Source organism: Prevotella sp. HCN-7019, from assembly GCF_037890215.1.
In the GTDB taxonomy this organism is placed as follows: Bacteria; Bacteroidota; Bacteroidia; order Bacteroidales; family Bacteroidaceae; genus Prevotella.
Genome location: NZ_JBBKBO010000007.1, coordinates 125,881 through 144,939, shown reverse-complemented (window position 1 = coordinate 144,939; position 19,059 = coordinate 125,881). Strand labels below are relative to the sequence as shown.

Sequence of the window (19,059 nt, the reverse complement as noted above, 5' to 3'; positions counted from 1 at the left end):
TTATAAAAGGTTAGATTAAATATGCGGGTGTGTGCTTCCTGTTTTGGGTAGTACACACCTGTTTTCTTTATTTGTTTATATTGCAATATCGTCTCGGTGTTAAAAAATATAAAAATAAAAGCGTAAATATGCTTTTACGTATGAATTTATTAATTTTGTTTACCAAAATTTATAACATGAGAAAATATCCGACTTTTAGGTTCTGCTGCGTTATTGCAGCCGTATTAGTGAGCCTGTGTATTCAGGCGGCAAAGAAATATGTACCGAAGAGAGAATTCCGCGGTGCATGGATACAGTGTGTCAACGGACAGTTTCAAGGACTTTCCACAGCTGCTATGCAGCAGAATCTGCTAAACCAGTTAGACGAATTGCAGAAATGTAATGTCAATGCAATTATCTTTCAGGTGCGCCCGGAGTGTGATGCGTTGTATCAGAGTAGCATTGAGCCATGGAGTCGTTTTCTTACAGGTGTGCAGGGACAGGCTCCGTCGCCATTTTGGGATCCTTTGCAGTGGATGATAGACGAATGTCATAAGCGTGGTATGGAACTTCATGCATGGATAAATCCATATAGAGCCAAAACGAAGAATACACAATTGCTTGCTTCCTCACATGTAGCTATTAAATATCCGGGCCGTGTGTTCTCGTATGATGGACAATTTATTCTTAACCCAGGAATGCCTGAAAACAGAGAATATATATGCAGGGTTGTGGATGATATTGTTTCGCGTTATGATATAGACGGTTTGCACATTGACGATTATTTTTATCCTTATCCTGCTCCGGGTCAGACAATTCCTGACAGCAATGAGTTCGCTCAATATAATAATGGTATACGCGACATAGGTGACTGGAGACGTTATAATGTCAATCTTTTCATAAAGGAACTCGGTGAGACGATACACAAACGCAAACCGTGGGTGAAGTTTGGTATTGCGCCTTTTGGTATATATAGAAACAAGAGAAATGCCCCAAACATTGGTAGTGAGACAGGAGGACTACAGAATTATGACGACCTGTATGCTGACGTATTGCTTTGGGTGAATAACGGATGGATTGACTATTGCGTGCCTCAGATTTATTGGCAGATTGGTCATAAGACAGCAGATTACAAGACTCTTATAAACTGGTGGAACCGTTATGCATCAAATCGCCCACTTTTTATTGGCGAGGACGTGGAACGTACAGTGAAGTTTGCAGATTTGGACAATCCTTCAATCAATCAGATGCCGGCCAAATTCGCACTGCGAAGTCAAATGCGTAATGTGAATGGAGCGGTATTGTGGTATTCGAGAGCTGTTGTTGATAATGTCGGCAACTATGCTTCAGTGCTGAAAAACAGCTATTGGAAATATCCGGCATTGCAACCGCTCATGCCATTCATTGATGACGACAGACCCAAGAAGCCCAAAAAGGTGAAGCCGATCTGGATGAGTGATGGATATGTGTTGTTCTGGACTCAACCGAAAGGTGATGATTGGGACGACAAGGCTGTGAAATATGTCATATATAGATTCGCTCCGGGTGAGAAGGTTGATATAGATGACGCATCGCATATAATTGATATTACGACCAATACATTCTATAAGTTGCCGTATGTTGATGGAGAGACAAAGTATACTTATGTGGTTACTTCGCTTGATCGTATGGGTAATGAAAGCAAGGGTGTGAAGAAAAAGATAAAGCTCTAAATATCAGATACTGTTTCTGAATATGTCAAAAAGATATCGTCCGGTGTATGTTATATAGAACAGATGCACCGGACGATATCTTTTATGTGAACGCGGATCGTATGGCGTTCTTTTTATTTTTATGTTAAGACACAGATTTTTCTTTTGGTTTTCTTTTTTGTTTTTTATGACGATATGGGCCCGCTGTAGCCAGCATGATAATGATCTGTTTGCAGTTTTGTCTGTTATTTGTCTTTGCCAAGCAACTCGGATAGGAATGAATTCAGATCGTCGTTAAGGTTTTCCATTAGATCTCCACCGATGATCACCGTGTCGTCGTCGGCTACATACAGTTCTGAAATGTTTTCTTTTTCTTCATTTTCAAGAACAAAACTGTATGGTTTCATTATTCCCATGTTGTCAATTGCGTCATGGAATTTTTGGAGTGTGTTCTGCAATGTGTTAGTGACGTCTTGGTAGAAATTTTCGTCATTATTGTTTATCCATTGTTCCACGACACATCGCGTGATTTCCTTGTCGTCGTCATCGAATGAAATCATTTCACCACTGTCTTGCGACACTCTTATGTGAATGTCTGTCAGGAGCGATACGTCGTCATTCTGAGGAAACTTCTGGATGGTTTTCTTTATGAAACGCTCAATCTGCTGTATTGTCTGTTCAGATGTTTTCATATTATTCTTATATATAAAACGTGCTGCAAATATAGTATTTTTCGGGAATAGTACGCTATAAATGGCCGAAAATATTATTGTTTTATTTGCTATTTAGAAATTATAATATTACTTTTGCAAGTATAGTCTTGGAATATGTATGAACCAGTCTTGTAACAGAATAGAGCATAATGGAGTCGTTGTTTCCGTTGATAGAGATCGTGCCAATGTGCGTATTGTCAGGACTTCAGCCTGCTCGTCATGTCGTGTATCACAGGTCTGCAATAAGACAGAAAGCAAAGAGATGGATGTTACGGTACGTGGTACACATGTTTCTGGATTTAAAGAGGGTGATAATGTTGTGGTGGCCATTCAGGTCAGTATGGCACGTATGGCTGTGATATGTGGCTTTGGGATTCCGCTTGCCATCATGCTTATATCCTTTTTTATTACTAAGACCTTTTGTAAAGATGATTTAATCATATCTGTTGTTTCATTTGGAATTGTTGCTGTCTATTATGTCATCATGTATCTGTTACGTGATATGTTGGACAAGAAATTCTTTTTTGAAATCAAGGATATAAAAAAGATTTAACTTAACATGGATTATCTGTTGATTGCAGTACTTGTACTTGGTTTGATTGCATTTGTTGCATCGCTGGTTCTTTATGCTTGTTCCAGAAAATTTTATGTCAAGGAAGACAACCGTATAGGTCTGGTTATGGAACTTCTTCCACATGCAAATTGTGGAGGATGCGGCTATCCCGGATGTTCCGGATTTGCATCGGCTATTGTTAATGCGGCAGATAGAGGTTCCATAGAAGGTCTTTCCTGTCCTGTCGGTGGAAGTGATACAATGAAACATATTGCCGGAGTTCTGAATGTGGATGCCGGAAGCTCTACTTCCAAGGTTGCTGTTGTAAGATGTGGCGGAACTCATGATGTTCGTCCTGAAATATCCAAATACTCTGGCCTTCGCACTTGTTTTGCCGTTCATATGTGTAGTGCAGGGGAGACGGCTTGTGGTTATGGCTGTCTTGGATGTGGCGATTGTCTCAAGGCATGTATGTTCGGAGCGTTGTCGCTTGACCAACAAAAAGGTGTTGTCGAAGTGAACATGTCAAAGTGTGTCGGGTGTGGTGCGTGTGTGAAGGAATGTCCACGTAATATTATTGAGTTGTGTGACAGGAATGAAACAAAACCCTTCGTATATGTCAGCTGTATGAATTGTGACAATGGTCCGGTTGCATCAAAGGCATGTGGTGTTTCCTGTATCGGTTGTGGAAAGTGCGCCAAGGAATGTCCTGTTGGTGCTATTACAGTAGAGCATGGACTTGCGTGTATAGATACAGAGAAATGCACGGCTTGTGGCAAGTGTGTGCAGGTGTGTCCCAGACATGCAGTTAAGATGATAGCCCATGATGGCGGAGCGTGTTCATGATGGCGAATCTTTTTATAGGTGTTTATATATTAGTGTTGTATAAATATTTCATGACATGATATTTAAGACATTCAGAATTGGTGGTATTCATCCTGAAGAGAACAAAATTACAGCGGAAATGGAGACATGTGTTGCAGAACTACCGCAGCAGGCGTTCTTTCCGTTGTCCCAACATATCGGAGTGCCGGCAGTGCCTGTTGTCAAAAAAGGCGACAAGGTAAAGGTTGGCACAAAAATAGCAGAGGCGGGAGGACCGGTCTCTGCATCGATTCATTCTTCTGTATCAGGTACCGTGGCGAAAGTCGGAGCCATAATAGACGCTACCGGTTACAGCAAACCGGTAATAATAATAAATGTAGAGGATGATGTGTGGGAGGAATCCATTGATAGAAGTGATTCTTTGGAAACTCTTGAGAAACATGGAGAACTTACACCAGAAGAGATTATCCGACGTATAAAGGATGCCGGCATAACAGGAATGGGAGGCGCTGGATTTCCTACACATGTGAAACTTAATCCGCCGGCATCTGCCAAAATAGATTCTGTTATCATAAACGCAGTTGAGTGTGAGCCATATATTACTTCTGATTACATGCTGATGATGGAACATGCCGATGAGATTCTTGTCGGTGTGAAATTGTTGCTTAGGGCAGTTTCGGCTCATAATGGATACATTGGTATTGAAGCGAACAAACCGAAAGCAATAAAACTTTTTCAGGAAAAAACTGCAGAAGATAAATCCATAATGGTGGTTCCATTAAAACAAAAATATCCTCAGGGTGGTGAGAAACAGCTTATTGACGCTGTAATAAGACGTCAGGTTCCGGATCCTCCAGCTATTCCGGCCAATGTCGGTACGGTTGTCGTAAATGTAGGAACTGCATTTGCTGTTTATCAGGCGGTAATGAAAAACAAACCGTTGTTCGAACGCTATACAAGTGTTACCGGTAAGAAAATTGGCCAGCCTAAGAATTTTCTTGTAAGGATGGGTACTCCGATAAGTAAGCTTATCGATGCTTGTGGCGGACTTCCTGAAGGAGAAAATAAAGTCATTGCAGGCGGTCCAATGATGGGTAAGGCGCTTATGACAACAGATGTACCGGTGTGCAAAGGTACAAATAGTGTAACGGTGCTTTCCGGAAAGGAGGCCGGACGAAATAAGAATGTTGGTCCTTGTTTCAGATGTGCAAAATGTGTGGGAGTCTGTCCTATGGGGCTTGAACCTTATGTTCTAGCCACTTCTTCTGCTGCACATGATTGGGCAAAAGCAGAGGAACATTTTATAACGTCATGTATAGAATGCGGATCGTGTCAGTATACATGTCCGGCAAACAGACCGATGCTTGATAATATCCGTCTTGGAAAATCTAAAGTAATGGCCTTGATAAAGGCACGAAAACAAAAATAATATTATTATGTCGAAACTGATTGTATCTTTATCACCGCATATACATGGGAATGACAGCATAGAACGTAATATGTATGGTGTCATCATCGCACTTCTGCCGGCATTACTGGTGTCGTTTTATTATTTTGGTATTGGTGCAGCTGTTGTTTGTCTGAGCGGTGTTGTGTCATGCGTATTTTTTGAGTGGGCGATAAATCGTTATATTCTTCATAACAAAAATCTGTCTGTTCTTGATGGCTCTGCGGTAATAACAGGTTTGTTGCTTGGTTTCAATTTACCTTCAAACATTCCGCTGTGGATTGTTGTCATTGGTGCTCTGGTTGCCATTGGTGTTGGCAAAATGACATTTGGCGGACTTGGCTGTAATCCTTTTAATCCGGCCTTGGTAGGAAGGTGCTTTCTTTTGGTTTCGTTTCCTGCGCAGATGACTTCGTGGCCTGTTGTCGGACAGCATGGTTATTATATGGATGCTGTTACGGAGGCCACGCCTTTGAGCCTTATGAAAGAGGCCGTGAGAACGGGCGATGCTTCAATCTTGGAAAAACTTCCAGATTCTCTTAGTCTGCTGTTAGGTAATAACGGTGCAGGTTTTGGAGGAGGATCAATTGGTGAGGTGTGCGCCCTTGCATTGTTGATAGGTCTGGCTTATATGTTGTGGAAGAAAATCATCACATGGCATATTCCTTTAAGCATAATGGCAACAATCTTTGTCTTTTCCGGTATTCTACATATATTGGATTCTTCATATGCAGATCCTGTTACAGTATTGCTTGCCGGTGGTGTGATGCTTGGAGCCATATTTATGGCTACGGATTATGTGACTTCACCTATGACACATAAAGGCCAGATTATATATGGAATCTCAATTGGTATTCTGACAATCGTGATCCGTAATTGGGGATCGTATCCGGAAGGGATGTCGTTTGCAATTCTTATCATGAATGCATTTACTCCATTGATTAATATGTATGTAAAGCCGAAACGTTTTGGTGAGATAAGAAAATAAAAAGCATTGATATGGAAAAGTTAAAATCATCATTTCGTAATATGTCATTGGTTCTTGTGGCTGTTGCTGTGATTACAGGTGCTTTGTTGGCTTTCATGAATCATATAACAGAAGAACCTATAAGAATACAGGCCGATAAGGTACTTTCTGATGGAATAAAGGACGTTATGTGTAATAATAATATTTTTGTTGACTCCGCGGATACTATTGTTATGGATAATAACGACAAGAAAGAACTCTTTGTTGTTTACCGGATTCTTGGCTGGAATCGTGATAATGCTGGTGTGGCAATAGAAAGCAGTGTTATGGGATTTGGCGGAGAAATGAAGGTTTTGGTTGGTTTTGATGCAAAGGCAAAGATACTTGGATATACAATTTTGCAATCATCGGAGACTCCCGGTCTCGGAACGAAGGCGGACAAATGGTTCGCAGAAGGAGGTAAAGGCAATATTATAGGCCATGACATGTCTGATGGAAAACCTTTGGTTGTAAAAAAAGATGGTGGTACTGTTGATGCAATTACTGCATCGACTATCACTACAAGAGCCTTTCTGAAGGCTGTTAATCAGGCGTACTCGGTTTATGCCGATTATCAAAAACGGAAGTGAGAATGCATTATGTATCATGTACTAAATTAAATAATGAGAACGATGAATTATTTGAAAATAGTAATGAACGGCATTGTGCGGGAGAATCCTATATTTGTTCTTCTGCTAGGTATGTGTCCTACACTGGCTACAACAACGTCAGCCATAAATGGAATGTCAATGGGATTGGCTACAATGTTTGTATTGATATGTTCTAATGTTGTCATATCTCTCATCAAGAATCTGACTCCGGACAGTGTACGCATTCCTGTATTTGTTGTTATAATCGCTTCTTTTGTAACTATATTGCAGATGTGCCTGCAAGCATATCTGCCTGCAATCAATAAATCATTGGGACTGTATATACCATTGATTGTTGTCAATTGTATAATATTGGGACGTGCAGAGGCTTTTGCGTGTAAGAATGGGGCGGCAGCAAGTTTCTTCGACGGTCTGGGTATAGGTGTCGGTTTCACGGTTGCACTTACTGTTCTTGGTATGGTACGTGAGTTGTTAGGTGCCGGTTCTTTGTTCGGTGTTGCCATTCTTCCAGAGACTGCCAATATGTTACTTTTCATATTGCCTCCTGGGGCGTTTCTTACATTGGGCTATCTGATAGCGTTGGTCAATAAATTTAGAAAATCATAATTATGGAATATATATTGATATTCATATCTGCGATATTTGTAAACAATATTGTTCTGTCCCAGTTTCTGGGAATATGTCCATTTCTCGGAGTATCAAAGAAAGTTGAAACAGCTCTGGGAATGGGGATGGCCGTGGCCTTTGTGCTTACTTTATCAACAATTGTGACATATCTTGTCCAAAAATTAGTACTGGAGCCGGCAGGACTTCAGTATATGCAGACAATTGCGTTTATTCTGATAATAGCGTCATTGGTACAGATGGTTGAGATAATATTGAAGAAGGTTTCACCGGTGATGTATCAGGCTTTAGGAATATTTCTGCCGTTGATAACAACAAACTGCTGTGTGTTGGGTGTTGCCATTTTGGTGATACAAAAGGATTTCAATCTTGCGGAAAGTATAATGTATGCTTTTTCAACAGCTGTGGGATTCGCTCTTGCGCTGATTGTTTTTGCTGGTTTACGTGAGCAATTATCAATGGTGAATATCCCAAGGGGCATGCGCGGTATGGCGATTGTGCTTGTTACCGCTGGCCTTTTAGCATTGGCTTTCATGGGATTCAATGGCGTGGATAACGGACTTAAGAATCTTTTCGGTTTGGAATGAAAGTAATAGGAAATTATTAACATAAAACGAAATTTATGAAACAAACAATTTTGGTTACTGGAGGAACCGGTTTTATTGGTTCACATACTACGGTAGAACTGCAGCAGGCAGGTTATAACGTGGTTATTGTTGATAATCTGTCGAATTCAAAAATTGAAGTACTTGACGGAATAGAGAAGATAACAGGTGTGCGTCCTGCTTTTGAGAACGTTGATCTTCGTGAGAAAGATGCGGTTGAGGCCGTATTTGCAAAATATCCGGAAATAGAGGGTATAATTCATTTTGCTGCATCTAAAGCAGTGGGCGAGAGCGTGGAAAAGCCATTGCTGTATTATCGCAACAATATTGTATCGCTTATCAACCTTCTTGAGCTTATGCCTAAGTATAATGTGAAGGGCATAATATTCTCATCAAGTTGCACTGTTTATGGTCAGCCATCAGAGGATAATCTGCCGGTGACAGAAGAAGCACCTATACAGAAAGCTCTTTCTCCATACGGTAACACAAAGCAGATAAACGAGGAGATAATTTGTGATTACATACATAGTGGAGCACCTATCAAGTCGATTATTCTGCGCTATTTTAATCCAATTGGTGCTCATCCGTCTGCATATATCGGAGAGTTGCCCAATGGTGTTCCTATGAACCTTATACCTTTTGTCACACAGACGGCAATAGGTGTACGTAAGGAATTGAAGATTTTCGGCAATGATTATAACACTCCGGATGGAACATGTATCCGTGATTACATCTATGTTGTGGATCTTGCCAAGGCTCATGTGGCTGCCATGGCTCGCGTTCTTGATCAGGAGACTGATGCTGTTGAAGTATTTAATGTCGGAACCGGAACTGGAGTCTCTACGCTTGAGGTAGTAGAAGGTTTTGAGAAGGCTACTGGTGTAAAGGTAAACTGGAGCTATGCGCCGCGTCGCGAAGGTGATATTGAAAAAGTATGGGGCAATGTGGATAAGGCCAATAAGGTGCTTGGCTGGAAAGCTGAGACACCGTTGGAAGATGTTCTTGCTTCTGCTTGGAAATGGCAGGAGAAACTTCGTGAAGATGGAATAATGTGATTATTTAAGAAATTTATATTCAGGCCGTATCGTGACAGACGATGCGGCTTTTTTGTTTAAGGAATTGATTAACCATTAGTTGTATCATATAAAAAATAGATAACGTGAGCATGATATAAAACTATAAAAATGATAAGCTGCCGCCTTTTATGGCTTTCCATCCGCCGATATGTGTCAGCCTGCTGCGGAACAGGCTTTATGGAACTGCGGAACGTACCATTTGAGGCTCTAAAACAGCCCATTTTGGGGCATGAAAAGCACTGTTTCAGAGCTTCAAATGGCCTGTTTTGTAACACGATATCGACCGTTTTTCAGTGCGCAAGAATTTATTAGACAAACCGGCCTATATCAACGTACATTAAAAAAATAAAGATCGCAAATGTTGAATATTAGTTATGATACGTCAGTAATAGGTAAGTGTGTCTTGATGTGTCCGTGGTGGATATTGTGCGAATATTTTATAAGTATAATGTTTTCTGTATCGGATCCCCAAACAGATGTTTATTGGAGGTTGGATTATAGACGGATTTTCCGTACGGAGTAGGATGACTTTATCATGTTACATACAATAAATAAATGTCGTACCAAGAAGCTATACGGCATCCATCACAATGTCAGGCGCGTCTTCGGGAAGTGAAACGGACATTTTTACAAAAATTTGGTATTAGACATGTATAAATATGTAGTTCATAAAAAACACAGATGCTGTGGATGGTAATATTGGCGTACTATGGGTGGAAATAAAAGTACATGAAATATAAACATCGAAGAAATGATATGGAATGTCCATTTTCTTTATTTTGTTTATTAATGCCAGCCGCATTTCTGACCTTTTTTAATATAATTTAGAGCACATCCTTCGCCTCTCTCTGATTAATATTGTAATTTTGCGCTAAAATTAATATAATAAAATATGGCAGAATCTATTGATATTCGTGAGCTTAATATCCGGATAGAACAGCAAAGCGGCTTTGTAACCAATCTGGTTACTGGAATGAACCGCGTTATAGTAGGACAGAAACATCTTATTGACTCGTTGCTGATATCTTTACTTAGCGACGGACATATACTGTTGGAAGGTGTGCCAGGATTGGCTAAGACATTGGCCATAAAGACACTTTCACAGCTTATTGATGCAGATTACAGTAGAATACAGTTCACTCCGGACTTGTTGCCGGCAGACGTAATCGGTACGTTGATATATTCTCAGAAAGATGAGAAGTTTCATGTGAAGAAAGGTCCTGTATTTGCCAATTTTGTACTGGCAGATGAAATCAACCGTGCTCCGGCAAAGGTACAGAGCGCTCTTCTTGAAGCCATGCAGGAGCATCAGGTGACAATCGGTGACCAGACTTTTGCATTGCCAAATCCATTCCTGGTTATGGCAACACAGAATCCGATTGAGCAGGAGGGAACATATCAACTTCCCGAAGCACAGGTCGACCGTTTTATGTTGAAGGTCATGATAGACTATCCTACGCTTGAAGAAGAAAAACTTATTATACGTTCAAATATCAAGGGTGAACAGCCTGTCGTTCATCCTGTGACGACAGCAGAGGAGATACTTAAGGCAAGAAATATTGTAAATGAAGTATATCTTGATGAGAAAATAGAACAGTATATTGCAGATATTGTGTTTGCTTCAAGATATCCTGATCGTTACGGACTGCCGGAACTGAAAAATATGATAACATTCGGAGGTTCGCCACGTGCCAGCATAAATCTTGCTAAAGCTTCACGTGCTTACGCGTTCATAAAGCATCGCGGATACGTTGTTCCCGAGGATGTGCGTGCGGTTGCCCATGATGTGATGCGTCATCGTATTGGTCTTTCCTATGAGGCAGAGGCAAGCAATACATCGGCTGAAGAGATTGTTTCTCAAATTATAAACAAAGTTGAAGTACCTTGATGCTTCATTTGTAAAATGATCTAAAAGACATTAGGGTGGAGACATCTGATATTTTAAAGAAAGTTCGTAAGATAGAAATAAAAACGCGAGGGCTGAGTCAGAATATATTCGCAGGTCAGTACCATTCCGCGTTTAAAGGCCGAGGCATGGCTTTTGCCGAAGTCCGTGAGTACCAGTTCGGTGACGACGTGCGTGACATCGACTGGAACGTGACTGCGCGTTTCCGTAAGCCTTTTGTAAAGGTTTATGAAGAGGAACGTGAACTTACGGTTATGCTCCTTATTGATGTTTCCGGATCATTGGATTTTGGTACGTCGCGTCAGATGAAATGTGACATGGTTACGGAGATTGCTGCGACTCTGGCTTTCAGTGCCATGCAGAATAATGATAAGATAGGGGTTATATTTTTCTCGGATAGAATAGAAAAGTATATTCCTCCTCAGAAAGGCCGTAAGCACATACTTTATATTATACGTGAGATGTTGGATTTCCATCCACAGAGTAAGAAAACAGATGTGGGTATGGCTGTTGCTTATCTTACACGTGTTATAAAAAGACGGTGTACAGCTTTTGTCTTGAGTGATTTTTATGATCGGAAAGACATGTCGCAGGAACTTGAGATTGCAAACCGTAAACATGACATCATGGCAATACAAGTTTATGATAAGCGTGCAAAGACTTTGCCGGATATTGGCTTGATGAAAGTTCGTGATGCTGAGAGCGGACATGAAATGTATATAGACACCAGTTCTTCCAAACTTCGTGCGGCCCATACAAAATATTGGCTTCATCGTCAGGATGTATTGGGGGAGACGTTTGCAAAAAGCAAGGTTGACTGGATGTCTGTGGCTACTGACGAAGATTATGTCAGGTCTATGATGGCATTATTTGCAAAACGAAACAGATGATATTTGAAATTAAGTGAAAGCATTGAAGAAGTTTCTTATTATAATAATGTTGGTGTTGCCCGTTGCACTCCAGGCAAAATCTGGACGTGTGTATGTTAAGGCAGCAATAGATTCGATTGAGATTTTCATAGGACAGCAGGCAAAGCTGACAGTTGACGTGACGGCAGACCGTGGCGTAAAGGTTGTTTATCCAACATATGAGCGCGCGCAGTTCATTACTCCCGGAGTCGAAGTGTTAGGCTCTACAGATGCAGATACGGCGCTGATAGACAATGGAATGATGACTGTTTCTAAAACTTTTACTATTACAAGTTTTGATGAGAAACTTTATGCAATACCGGGAATGAAAGTAAGTGTGGACGGTAAGGCATATACCGCAAACCAACTGGCTTTGAAAGTGATACCGGTGGAAGTCGACACATTACATCTTGACAAATTTTTTCCACCAAAAGATGTACAGGACAATCCTTTTGATTGGTCTGAATGGAGTGGTGTCTTTTGGATGAGCGCCATTGTTTTGTTGCTTTGTATGTTGTGTTGTTACTTGGCGGTATGTCTTAAGCAGAACAAACCGGTGATTGTGCGTATACGGGTAATAAAGAAAGTTTTGCCACATCAGAAAGCTCTGACTGTTATTGAAAAACTTCGCAAGGAGAAATTGAATTCTTCTGAAAATCAGAAAGAATATTATACTCAGCTGACCGATGCGTTACGACAGTATATCAAAGAGCGTTTTGGTTTTAATGCTATGGAGATGACCAGTTCTGAAATTCTCGACAGATTGCACGAGACTGGCGATCAGAAGATGTTGGATGAATTGAAGGAGTTATTTTATACTGCGGATCTTGTGAAGTTTGCAAAATATTCTACTCTTCTTAATGAGAACGATATGAATTTGGTTAATGCTATAAATTTCATAGATCAGACAAAGATTGAGAATCAGCCGACAGAAGAAAAGATAGTTCCGAAGTTGACCGAAAACGATATTAAGACTCGTCAGAATCGAATTGTTATCAAGACACTTATTGCAGTGGCATCGGTTGTCATTTTAGTCATGTTGTGTTTTGTGATCTATAAGGTATATCTGTTGATGGTATAAGGAAATAAAAATGGAATTTGCGAATAAAGAATATTTTCTCCTGCTTATATTACTGATACCATATGTGTTATGGTATTTCCTTTATAAGAAAAAAAGTGAGCCGACGCTTCGAATGAGCGATACTGAAGCATATCGTTTTGTCGGGGGAAGTTGGCGTGTGAGAATGGTTCATATGCCAATGCTGCTTAGATGTATTGCCTTCATATTGCTGGTGTGTGTGTTGGCACGTCCGCAAACACATAATTCTTGGGGTAGTAAATCTGTTGAAGGTATTGATATAATGTTGGCAATGGACGTTTCTACTTCAATGTTGGCTGAGGATTTGAAGCCTAATCGTATTGAGGCAGCCAAAAATGTTGCAGCCGAGTTCATTGCGGGCCGTCCTGATGACAATATCGGATTGACAATATTTGCAGGAGAGTCGTTCACTCAATGTCCTATGACCACGGATCATGCCTCGTTGCTTAATATGTTGCAGTCTGTACGGACAGATATTGCATCCCGTGGAATAATCGCCGATGGAACAGCTATTGGTATGGGACTGGCAAATGCTGTGTCTCGTTTGAAAGATTCTAAAGCCAAAAGTAAAGTTATCATTCTTCTTACTGATGGTAGCAACAACATGGGTGATATTTCGCCAATGACAAGTGCGCAGATTGCAAAAAAATTCGGAATAAGAGTATATACCATTGGGGTTGGTACGAATAAGGTCGCTCCATATCCGATGCCAGTGGCTGGTGGCATACAATATATAAAGATTCCTGTGGAAATCGATTTTAAGACATTGACAGATATCGCGTCAACCACGGATGGAAATTCTTATAGAGCGACAAATAATCGTGAACTTCAGCAGATTTATGACGATATAGACAAACTGGAGAAGACAAAAATGAACGTTAAGAAGTTCTCAAAACGTTATGAAGCATATCAGCCTTTTGCTCTTGCTTTGTTTGTTGTGTTGCTGCTTGATATTTTAATTAGAACAACGGTATTACGGAGAATACCATAAATTTTTAGACAAATGTTCAGATTTGAAGACCCTATATATCTTTGGCTCTTATTATTGGTGCCGATATTGCTTTTGTTACGTTTTCTTACTTATAAACGTAGAATAGCAAAATTGAAGAAATTTGGTGATATTGCTCTTGTGCGTGAATTGATGCCAGATGTATCAAAATATCGGCCTACGGTGAAGTTTGTGTTGATTCTAACGGCGTTGACTCTTGTTGTTTTAATGTTGGCGCGTCCGCAGACAGGAACAAAAATATCTAATGAGAGCCGTAGTGGCATTGAAACTATAATTGCTGTCGATATCAGTAATTCTATGCTTGCAAAAGATGTTGTTCCGTCAAGATTGGATAAAAGTAAACTGTTGGTTGAGAACCTTATAGACAATTTTACAGAAGATAGAATAGGGCTTATTGTATTTGCAGGAGAGGCTTTTGTACAACTTCCAATAACCAATGATTATGTTTCGGCAAAGATGTTTTTGCAGAATATGGATCCGTCGCTAATTTCTACACAAGGAACGGATCTTGCTCGTGCAATAAGACTTGCAATGAATAGTTTTAGTCAACAGGAGAATATTGGACGTGCGATAATTGTAATAACAGACGGTGAGGACCATGAAGGTGGTGCCCTGGAAGCGGCCAAAGAAGCCAAAAAGAAAGGTATAAATGTTTTTATTCTTGGTGTGGGTAGTAGCAATGGAGCACCGATACCTGTTGGAAACGGATATCTTACAGATGCTTCAGGTAAAACTGTTATGACGGCTCTTAATGAACAGATGTGTCAGGAAGTTGCCCAGGCTGGAAATGGTACATATATTCATGTTGATAATACAAGTGAAGCTCAGGAAAAACTGAATTCTGAAATTTCAAAATTGCAAAAAGGTACAACACAGAGTGTTGTTTACAGTGAATATGATGAACAATTTCAGGCTTTTGGTATTCTTGTGTTATTGTTGCTTATAGCAGAAGTATGTATTCTTGAAGCAAAGAATCCGCTTCTTATGAAAATACGTTTATTTAGGAGGAAGAAATAATGAACAGATATATAGTCCTATTTTTTCTAACATTTATTTGTTTGATAAATGTTTCTGCACAGGCGGATAGACAGTTTGTTCGTTCTGGAAATAAATTATATAGGATGCAGGAGTATTCAAAGGCGGAAGCAGAATACCGAAAGTCTATCGCTGTAAATCCTGACAATCCACAGGCGTTGTATAATTTAGGTTGTGCGTTAATGATGCAACAAAAAGACTCTGCGGCTGTAGAAGAATATCAGAAGGCTGCAAGGGTGGAAAAAAACTCGTTGCGTAAAGCCAAGATATTTCATAATATAGGAGTTATTTGCCAGAACAGAAAGATGTTTGGTGAGGCGATATCTGCATATAAAGAAAGTCTTAGAAATAACCCGAATGACAACGAAACACGTTATAATTTGGCATTATGCAAAAGGCAACAAAAGAAAAATCAAAACAATCCTCAGCAAAATAATAAAGATGATAAACAAAATAGAAATAATAAGGAAAAACAAGAAAAGCAAAAAACTCAGCAGAAGCAGCAGAATCAGCAAAAACAGGAACAGATGAGTAAAGACAACGCTGAACAATTGCTTAATGCTGCTATGCAGGCTGAAAAAGAAACAAAAAAACGCATGCAGGATGAGTCGCGTCATTCGCGTTCAAGAAAACTTGAAAAGAATTGGTAGAACATTATCATTTTTTGATATTCATTTTATTATGAGAACTTCGAAATTACATTTCTTATTATGTATAATGTTGCTGTGTGTATGTAGATCATATTCACAGACCATATCTGTTTCTGCTCCATCGCAGGTTGCTGTTGGTGAGAATTTTCGAATAGCTTATACCGTAAATACACAAGATGTTGATGATTTTAGAGCTGGAAATATTCCTGCAGGAATAGAAGTTATAGCTGGTCCTTATCAGTCCGTGCAAAGAAGTATTCAGATGATAAATGGACGGACGAGCAGCTCTTCATCTATAACATTTACATATACTTTATATGCAGAAAAGAAAGGTTCTTATAATATCTCTGCGGCTCACGCAAAAGTCGGTGGTAAAACCATATCATCAAAGACAATAAAAATAACAGTTAGTGGGACATCTGCAAATAATGGCGGGGCCCCACGTATGCACGATGATAGTGAACCTATGAAACCGGCAGGTTCTCATATCAGTGGAAAAGATCTTTTTGTGAAAGTAACAGCTAATAAAAAGCGTGTGTATGAGCAAGAGCCGATTCTGTTGACATATAAAGTTTATACATTGGTTGATCTCACGCAGTTAGATGGAAAAATGCCGGATCTGACAGGTTTTCATACACAGGAAGTAAAACTGCCACTTCAAAAGAGTTATCATATAGAAAAGGTTAATGGTATAAATTATCGTTGTGTTACATGGAGTCAATATGTAATGTATCCCCAAATGACAGGTAAGCTTAAGATTCCAAGTATAACATTTAAAGGAATTGTTGTACAACAGAATCGTGCTGTTGATCCTTTTGAGGCATTTTTCAATGGTGGTTCTGGATATGTGGAGGTGAAACGTAATATTGTCGCACCTGCAATAGACATTCAGGTTGATCCTCTTCCTCAAAAGCCTTCCGGATTCTCTGGAGGAGTTGGTACGTTCAATATTTCTGCTCAGGCGGATAATAAGAATGTTAAAGCTGGAGATCCGTTGACTATAAGAGTTGTAGTAAGTGGTGTTGGCAATATGAAATTATTGAAACAGCCTGTGGTTACGTTCCCTAAGGATTTTGACAAATATGATCCAAAGGTAACAGATAATACAAAGCTTACAACTAAAGGCATTGAGGGAAGTATAATTTATGATTTTCTCGTTGTTCCGCGCAATCAGGGCAAATATGTAATCCCGTCAATAAGTTTCACATATTATGATCTGAATGAAAAGGGATATAAGACAATAAAAACCCAACCAATAGATATCAATGTAGCAAAAGGGTCTGGACGTGGTGGAAGAATGGTTGACTATTCTGATGAGACAGAAAATGATATTAGAGGAATAAAGACTGGTGATACATCGTTACGCCATGCCGGACAGTTCTTTTATGGGTCTGTTTCGTATTGGGTAAGTATTGCGTGTTTGATAGTTCTGTTTGTTATTCTGTTGGTTATTTTCCGTAAGCGGGCTATAGATAATGCAGACATTGTAAAGATGAAAGGTCGTAAAGCCAATAAGGTAGCTGTAAAGAGGCTTAGATATGCGGAAAAACTCATGAAATGCGGAAAGCAAAATGAATTCTACGATGAAGTATTAAGGGCTTTATGGGGTTATGTGAGCGATAAACTGAATATGCCAGTTGAGCAGCTTTCAAGAGATAATATTTCTGGAAATCTGGAGAATAATGGTATAAAAGAAGATACTATATTTAAATTTATGAGTGCGCTTGATGAGTGTGAGTTTGAGCGTTATGCTCCTGGTGATACTGCTGGCAATATGGATAAGACTTACAATAGTGCCATCGATGCAATAATGGATATTGAGAACTCTTTAAAAATGCTGAAAAATAAAAAAAGGTCAGGTAAGGCAATAATTTTATTATCATTGTTGCTGATCTGCCCACTAGGGCTGTCTGCTGTGACCAAAGAACAAGTGGATGAGGAGTATTCAAAAGGGAATTATCAGCAAGCGATAATTGGGTACAATGAATTGTTGAAAAATGGCATAAGTTCAGATTGGTATTATAATCTTGGCAATGCTTATTATCGGACCGGAGATAACACCAAGGCTATAATTGCATATGAGCGTGCATTAAGGTTATCGCCTGGAGATAATGATATTTTGTTTAATTTACAGTTTGTACGAAATAAAACAATAGACAAGATAATGCCACGTAGTGAGATGTTTTTTGTTACTTGGTATAAATCAATGGTAAATCTTGTAAGCGTAGATACATGGGCTACATTTTCAATCCTGTCTATCCTTATAGCTTTAGTTCTTATGCTGTTGTTTCTTTTCGGAAATAATATAATGATGCGTAAAGTCGGCTTTTATGGGGCTGTATCATTTCTTGTATTATTTGTTTTAAGTAATATTTTTGCTCATCAGCAAAAAGTACAATTTGCAAATAGCGAACAAGCAATTGTTGTGACTTCAACTGTAAATGTCAAAAAAACTCCGGCTGATACAGGAACAGACGTTTTTGTTCTACATGAAGGAACAAAAGTTAAGATCACAGATAAGACAATGAAAGAATGGCGTCACGTAGAACTGTCTGATGGAAGAGACGGATGGGTTAGAAAAACTCAGATTGAAGAAATATAAAATATTATGTGATAATAATGGATGTTAATACATTTATTAATATAGATCAGAGTTTGCTGTTATTGTTAAATGGCAGCAATTCTGTATTTATGGATAATCTGATAATAGTGTTAACATCTGGTTTTACATGGATACCGTTATATTTATCTTTATTGTTTCTTGTTGTCAAAAATAATGAAACAATGAGTCAGATATTTTTGGTTATTGGATGTGCGGCATTCTGCATTCTTTTGGCAGACGGGATGTCCGATTTTATTGTAAAACCACTTGTTGCAAGAGAAAGGCCATGTAATGATCCTATTTTTAAAAGTTGTATAACTTTGGCAAATAATTTTCGTGCAACGGGATATAGTTTCTTTTCATCACATGCAGCGAATACTTTTTCTATAGCTGTCTTTTTTATTATGTTGATTAGAAGTCGGTTACTTAGTATAATATTGATATCATGGTCTCTGCTTAATTGTTATACCCGATTATATCTTGGAGTACATTATCCAAGTGATATTTTTGTCGGACTTATATGGGGTGGGTTTGTCGGATTTCTTGCATCAAAATTATATTCATGGGCATATAAAAAAATAGCTCCCAATATAACTTATGTTTCTAAACAATATACAATAAGCGGATATGATAAAAAAGATATAGATGTTGTAATATTGGTAATAGTTATAATATTATTATATGCAATATTTAGATCTGTTATAATATATATTTAATTGT

At 39.1% G+C, this 19,059-nt stretch carries 18 protein-coding genes; 17 read left to right on the top strand and 1 reads right to left on the bottom strand.

The features are described 5' to 3' along the window. Window positions 1-176 precede the first annotated feature (176 nt). A complete protein-coding gene (locus WKT13_RS10300) occupies window positions 177-1,691 on the top strand; it encodes a glycoside hydrolase family 10 protein (protein WP_340323799.1) in 1,515 nt (504 codons plus the stop codon). A 224-nt stretch (window positions 1,692-1,915) separates the two neighbouring features. Here WKT13_RS10300 and WKT13_RS10295 read toward each other — a convergent pair whose 3' ends face one another. Beyond that, window positions 1,916-2,362 carry a hypothetical protein gene (locus WKT13_RS10295; protein WP_298620602.1) on the bottom strand — a complete coding sequence of 149 codons (447 nt, stop codon included), beginning with the start codon at window positions 2,360-2,362 and terminating at the stop codon, window positions 1,916-1,918. Window positions 2,363-2,501: 139 nt separating this feature from the next. Between WKT13_RS10295 and WKT13_RS10290 the strand changes: the two genes are divergently transcribed. The 16 genes from WKT13_RS10290 (at window position 2,502) to WKT13_RS10215 (ending at window position 19,055) form a co-directional block, all read left to right on the top strand. Further along, window positions 2,502-2,936, top strand: coding sequence for a SoxR reducing system RseC family protein (locus WKT13_RS10290; protein WP_340323798.1), 435 nt, complete (start codon window positions 2,502-2,504; stop codon window positions 2,934-2,936). Window positions 2,937-2,942: 6 nt separating this feature from the next. Further along, window positions 2,943-3,782 carry an RnfABCDGE type electron transport complex subunit B gene (locus WKT13_RS10285; RefSeq protein ID WP_298620604.1) on the top strand — a complete coding sequence of 280 codons (840 nt, stop codon included), beginning with the start codon at window positions 2,943-2,945 and terminating at the stop codon, window positions 3,780-3,782. Window positions 3,783-3,837: 55 nt separating this feature from the next. Next, window positions 3,838-5,190 (top strand): electron transport complex subunit RsxC, encoded by a 1,353-nt coding sequence (gene rsxC / locus WKT13_RS10280; protein WP_340323796.1) that lies wholly within the window; start codon window positions 3,838-3,840, stop codon window positions 5,188-5,190. 7 nt (window positions 5,191-5,197) lie between these two features. Continuing rightward, the gene (locus WKT13_RS10275; RefSeq protein WP_340323795.1) at window positions 5,198-6,196 is read left to right on the top strand and encodes an RnfABCDGE type electron transport complex subunit D; all 999 of its coding nucleotides are present in this window, start codon (window positions 5,198-5,200) and stop codon (window positions 6,194-6,196) included. Between the two features lie 11 nt (window positions 6,197-6,207). Next, window positions 6,208-6,804 (top strand): RnfABCDGE type electron transport complex subunit G, encoded by a 597-nt coding sequence (locus WKT13_RS10270; RefSeq protein WP_340323794.1) that lies wholly within the window; start codon window positions 6,208-6,210, stop codon window positions 6,802-6,804. A gap of 42 nt (window positions 6,805-6,846) precedes the next feature. Further along, entirely contained in the window at window positions 6,847-7,431 is a 585-nt protein-coding gene (rsxE, locus tag WKT13_RS10265; protein ID WP_298620612.1) for an electron transport complex subunit RsxE, read from the top strand. A gap of 2 nt (window positions 7,432-7,433) precedes the next feature. Further along, entirely contained in the window at window positions 7,434-8,036 is a 603-nt protein-coding gene (rsxA, locus tag WKT13_RS10260; RefSeq protein WP_298620614.1) for an electron transport complex subunit RsxA, read from the top strand. Window positions 8,037-8,071: 35 nt separating this feature from the next. After that, on the top strand, window positions 8,072-9,109 hold the full coding sequence (gene galE, locus WKT13_RS10255; protein ID WP_298620616.1) for a UDP-glucose 4-epimerase GalE: 1,038 nt from the start codon (window positions 8,072-8,074) through the stop codon (window positions 9,107-9,109). Between the two features lie 913 nt (window positions 9,110-10,022). Then, a complete protein-coding gene (locus WKT13_RS10250) occupies window positions 10,023-11,018 on the top strand; it encodes an AAA family ATPase (RefSeq protein WP_298620618.1) in 996 nt (331 codons plus the stop codon). 35 nt (window positions 11,019-11,053) lie between these two features. Further along, complete coding sequence (locus WKT13_RS10245) at window positions 11,054-11,926, top strand: DUF58 domain-containing protein (protein ID WP_298620619.1); 873 nt, start codon at window positions 11,054-11,056, stop codon at window positions 11,924-11,926. Window positions 11,927-11,972: 46 nt separating this feature from the next. Next, window positions 11,973-13,025 (top strand): BatD family protein, encoded by a 1,053-nt coding sequence (locus WKT13_RS10240; RefSeq protein WP_445323600.1) that lies wholly within the window; start codon window positions 11,973-11,975, stop codon window positions 13,023-13,025. A 10-nt stretch (window positions 13,026-13,035) separates the two neighbouring features. Then, window positions 13,036-14,034, top strand: a complete 999-nt coding sequence (locus WKT13_RS10235) for a vWA domain-containing protein (RefSeq protein ID WP_298620620.1) — start codon at window positions 13,036-13,038, stop codon at window positions 14,032-14,034. 12 nt (window positions 14,035-14,046) lie between these two features. Beyond that, window positions 14,047-15,069 carry a VWA domain-containing protein gene (locus tag WKT13_RS10230; protein ID WP_340323793.1) on the top strand — a complete coding sequence of 341 codons (1,023 nt, stop codon included), beginning with the start codon at window positions 14,047-14,049 and terminating at the stop codon, window positions 15,067-15,069. Further along, window positions 15,069-15,737 (top strand): tetratricopeptide repeat protein, encoded by a 669-nt coding sequence (locus WKT13_RS10225; RefSeq protein WP_298620624.1) that lies wholly within the window; start codon window positions 15,069-15,071, stop codon window positions 15,735-15,737. The genes WKT13_RS10230 and WKT13_RS10225 overlap by 1 nt, the downstream gene beginning before the upstream one ends. Window positions 15,738-15,768: 31 nt before the next feature. Further along, a complete protein-coding gene (locus tag WKT13_RS10220; RefSeq protein ID WP_340323809.1) occupies window positions 15,769-18,339 on the top strand; it encodes a BatD family protein in 2,571 nt (856 codons plus the stop codon). A gap of 182 nt (window positions 18,340-18,521) precedes the next feature. Next, complete coding sequence (locus WKT13_RS10215; RefSeq protein WP_340323792.1) at window positions 18,522-19,055, top strand: phosphatase PAP2 family protein; 534 nt, start codon at window positions 18,522-18,524, stop codon at window positions 19,053-19,055. Window positions 19,056-19,059 lie beyond the last annotated feature (4 nt).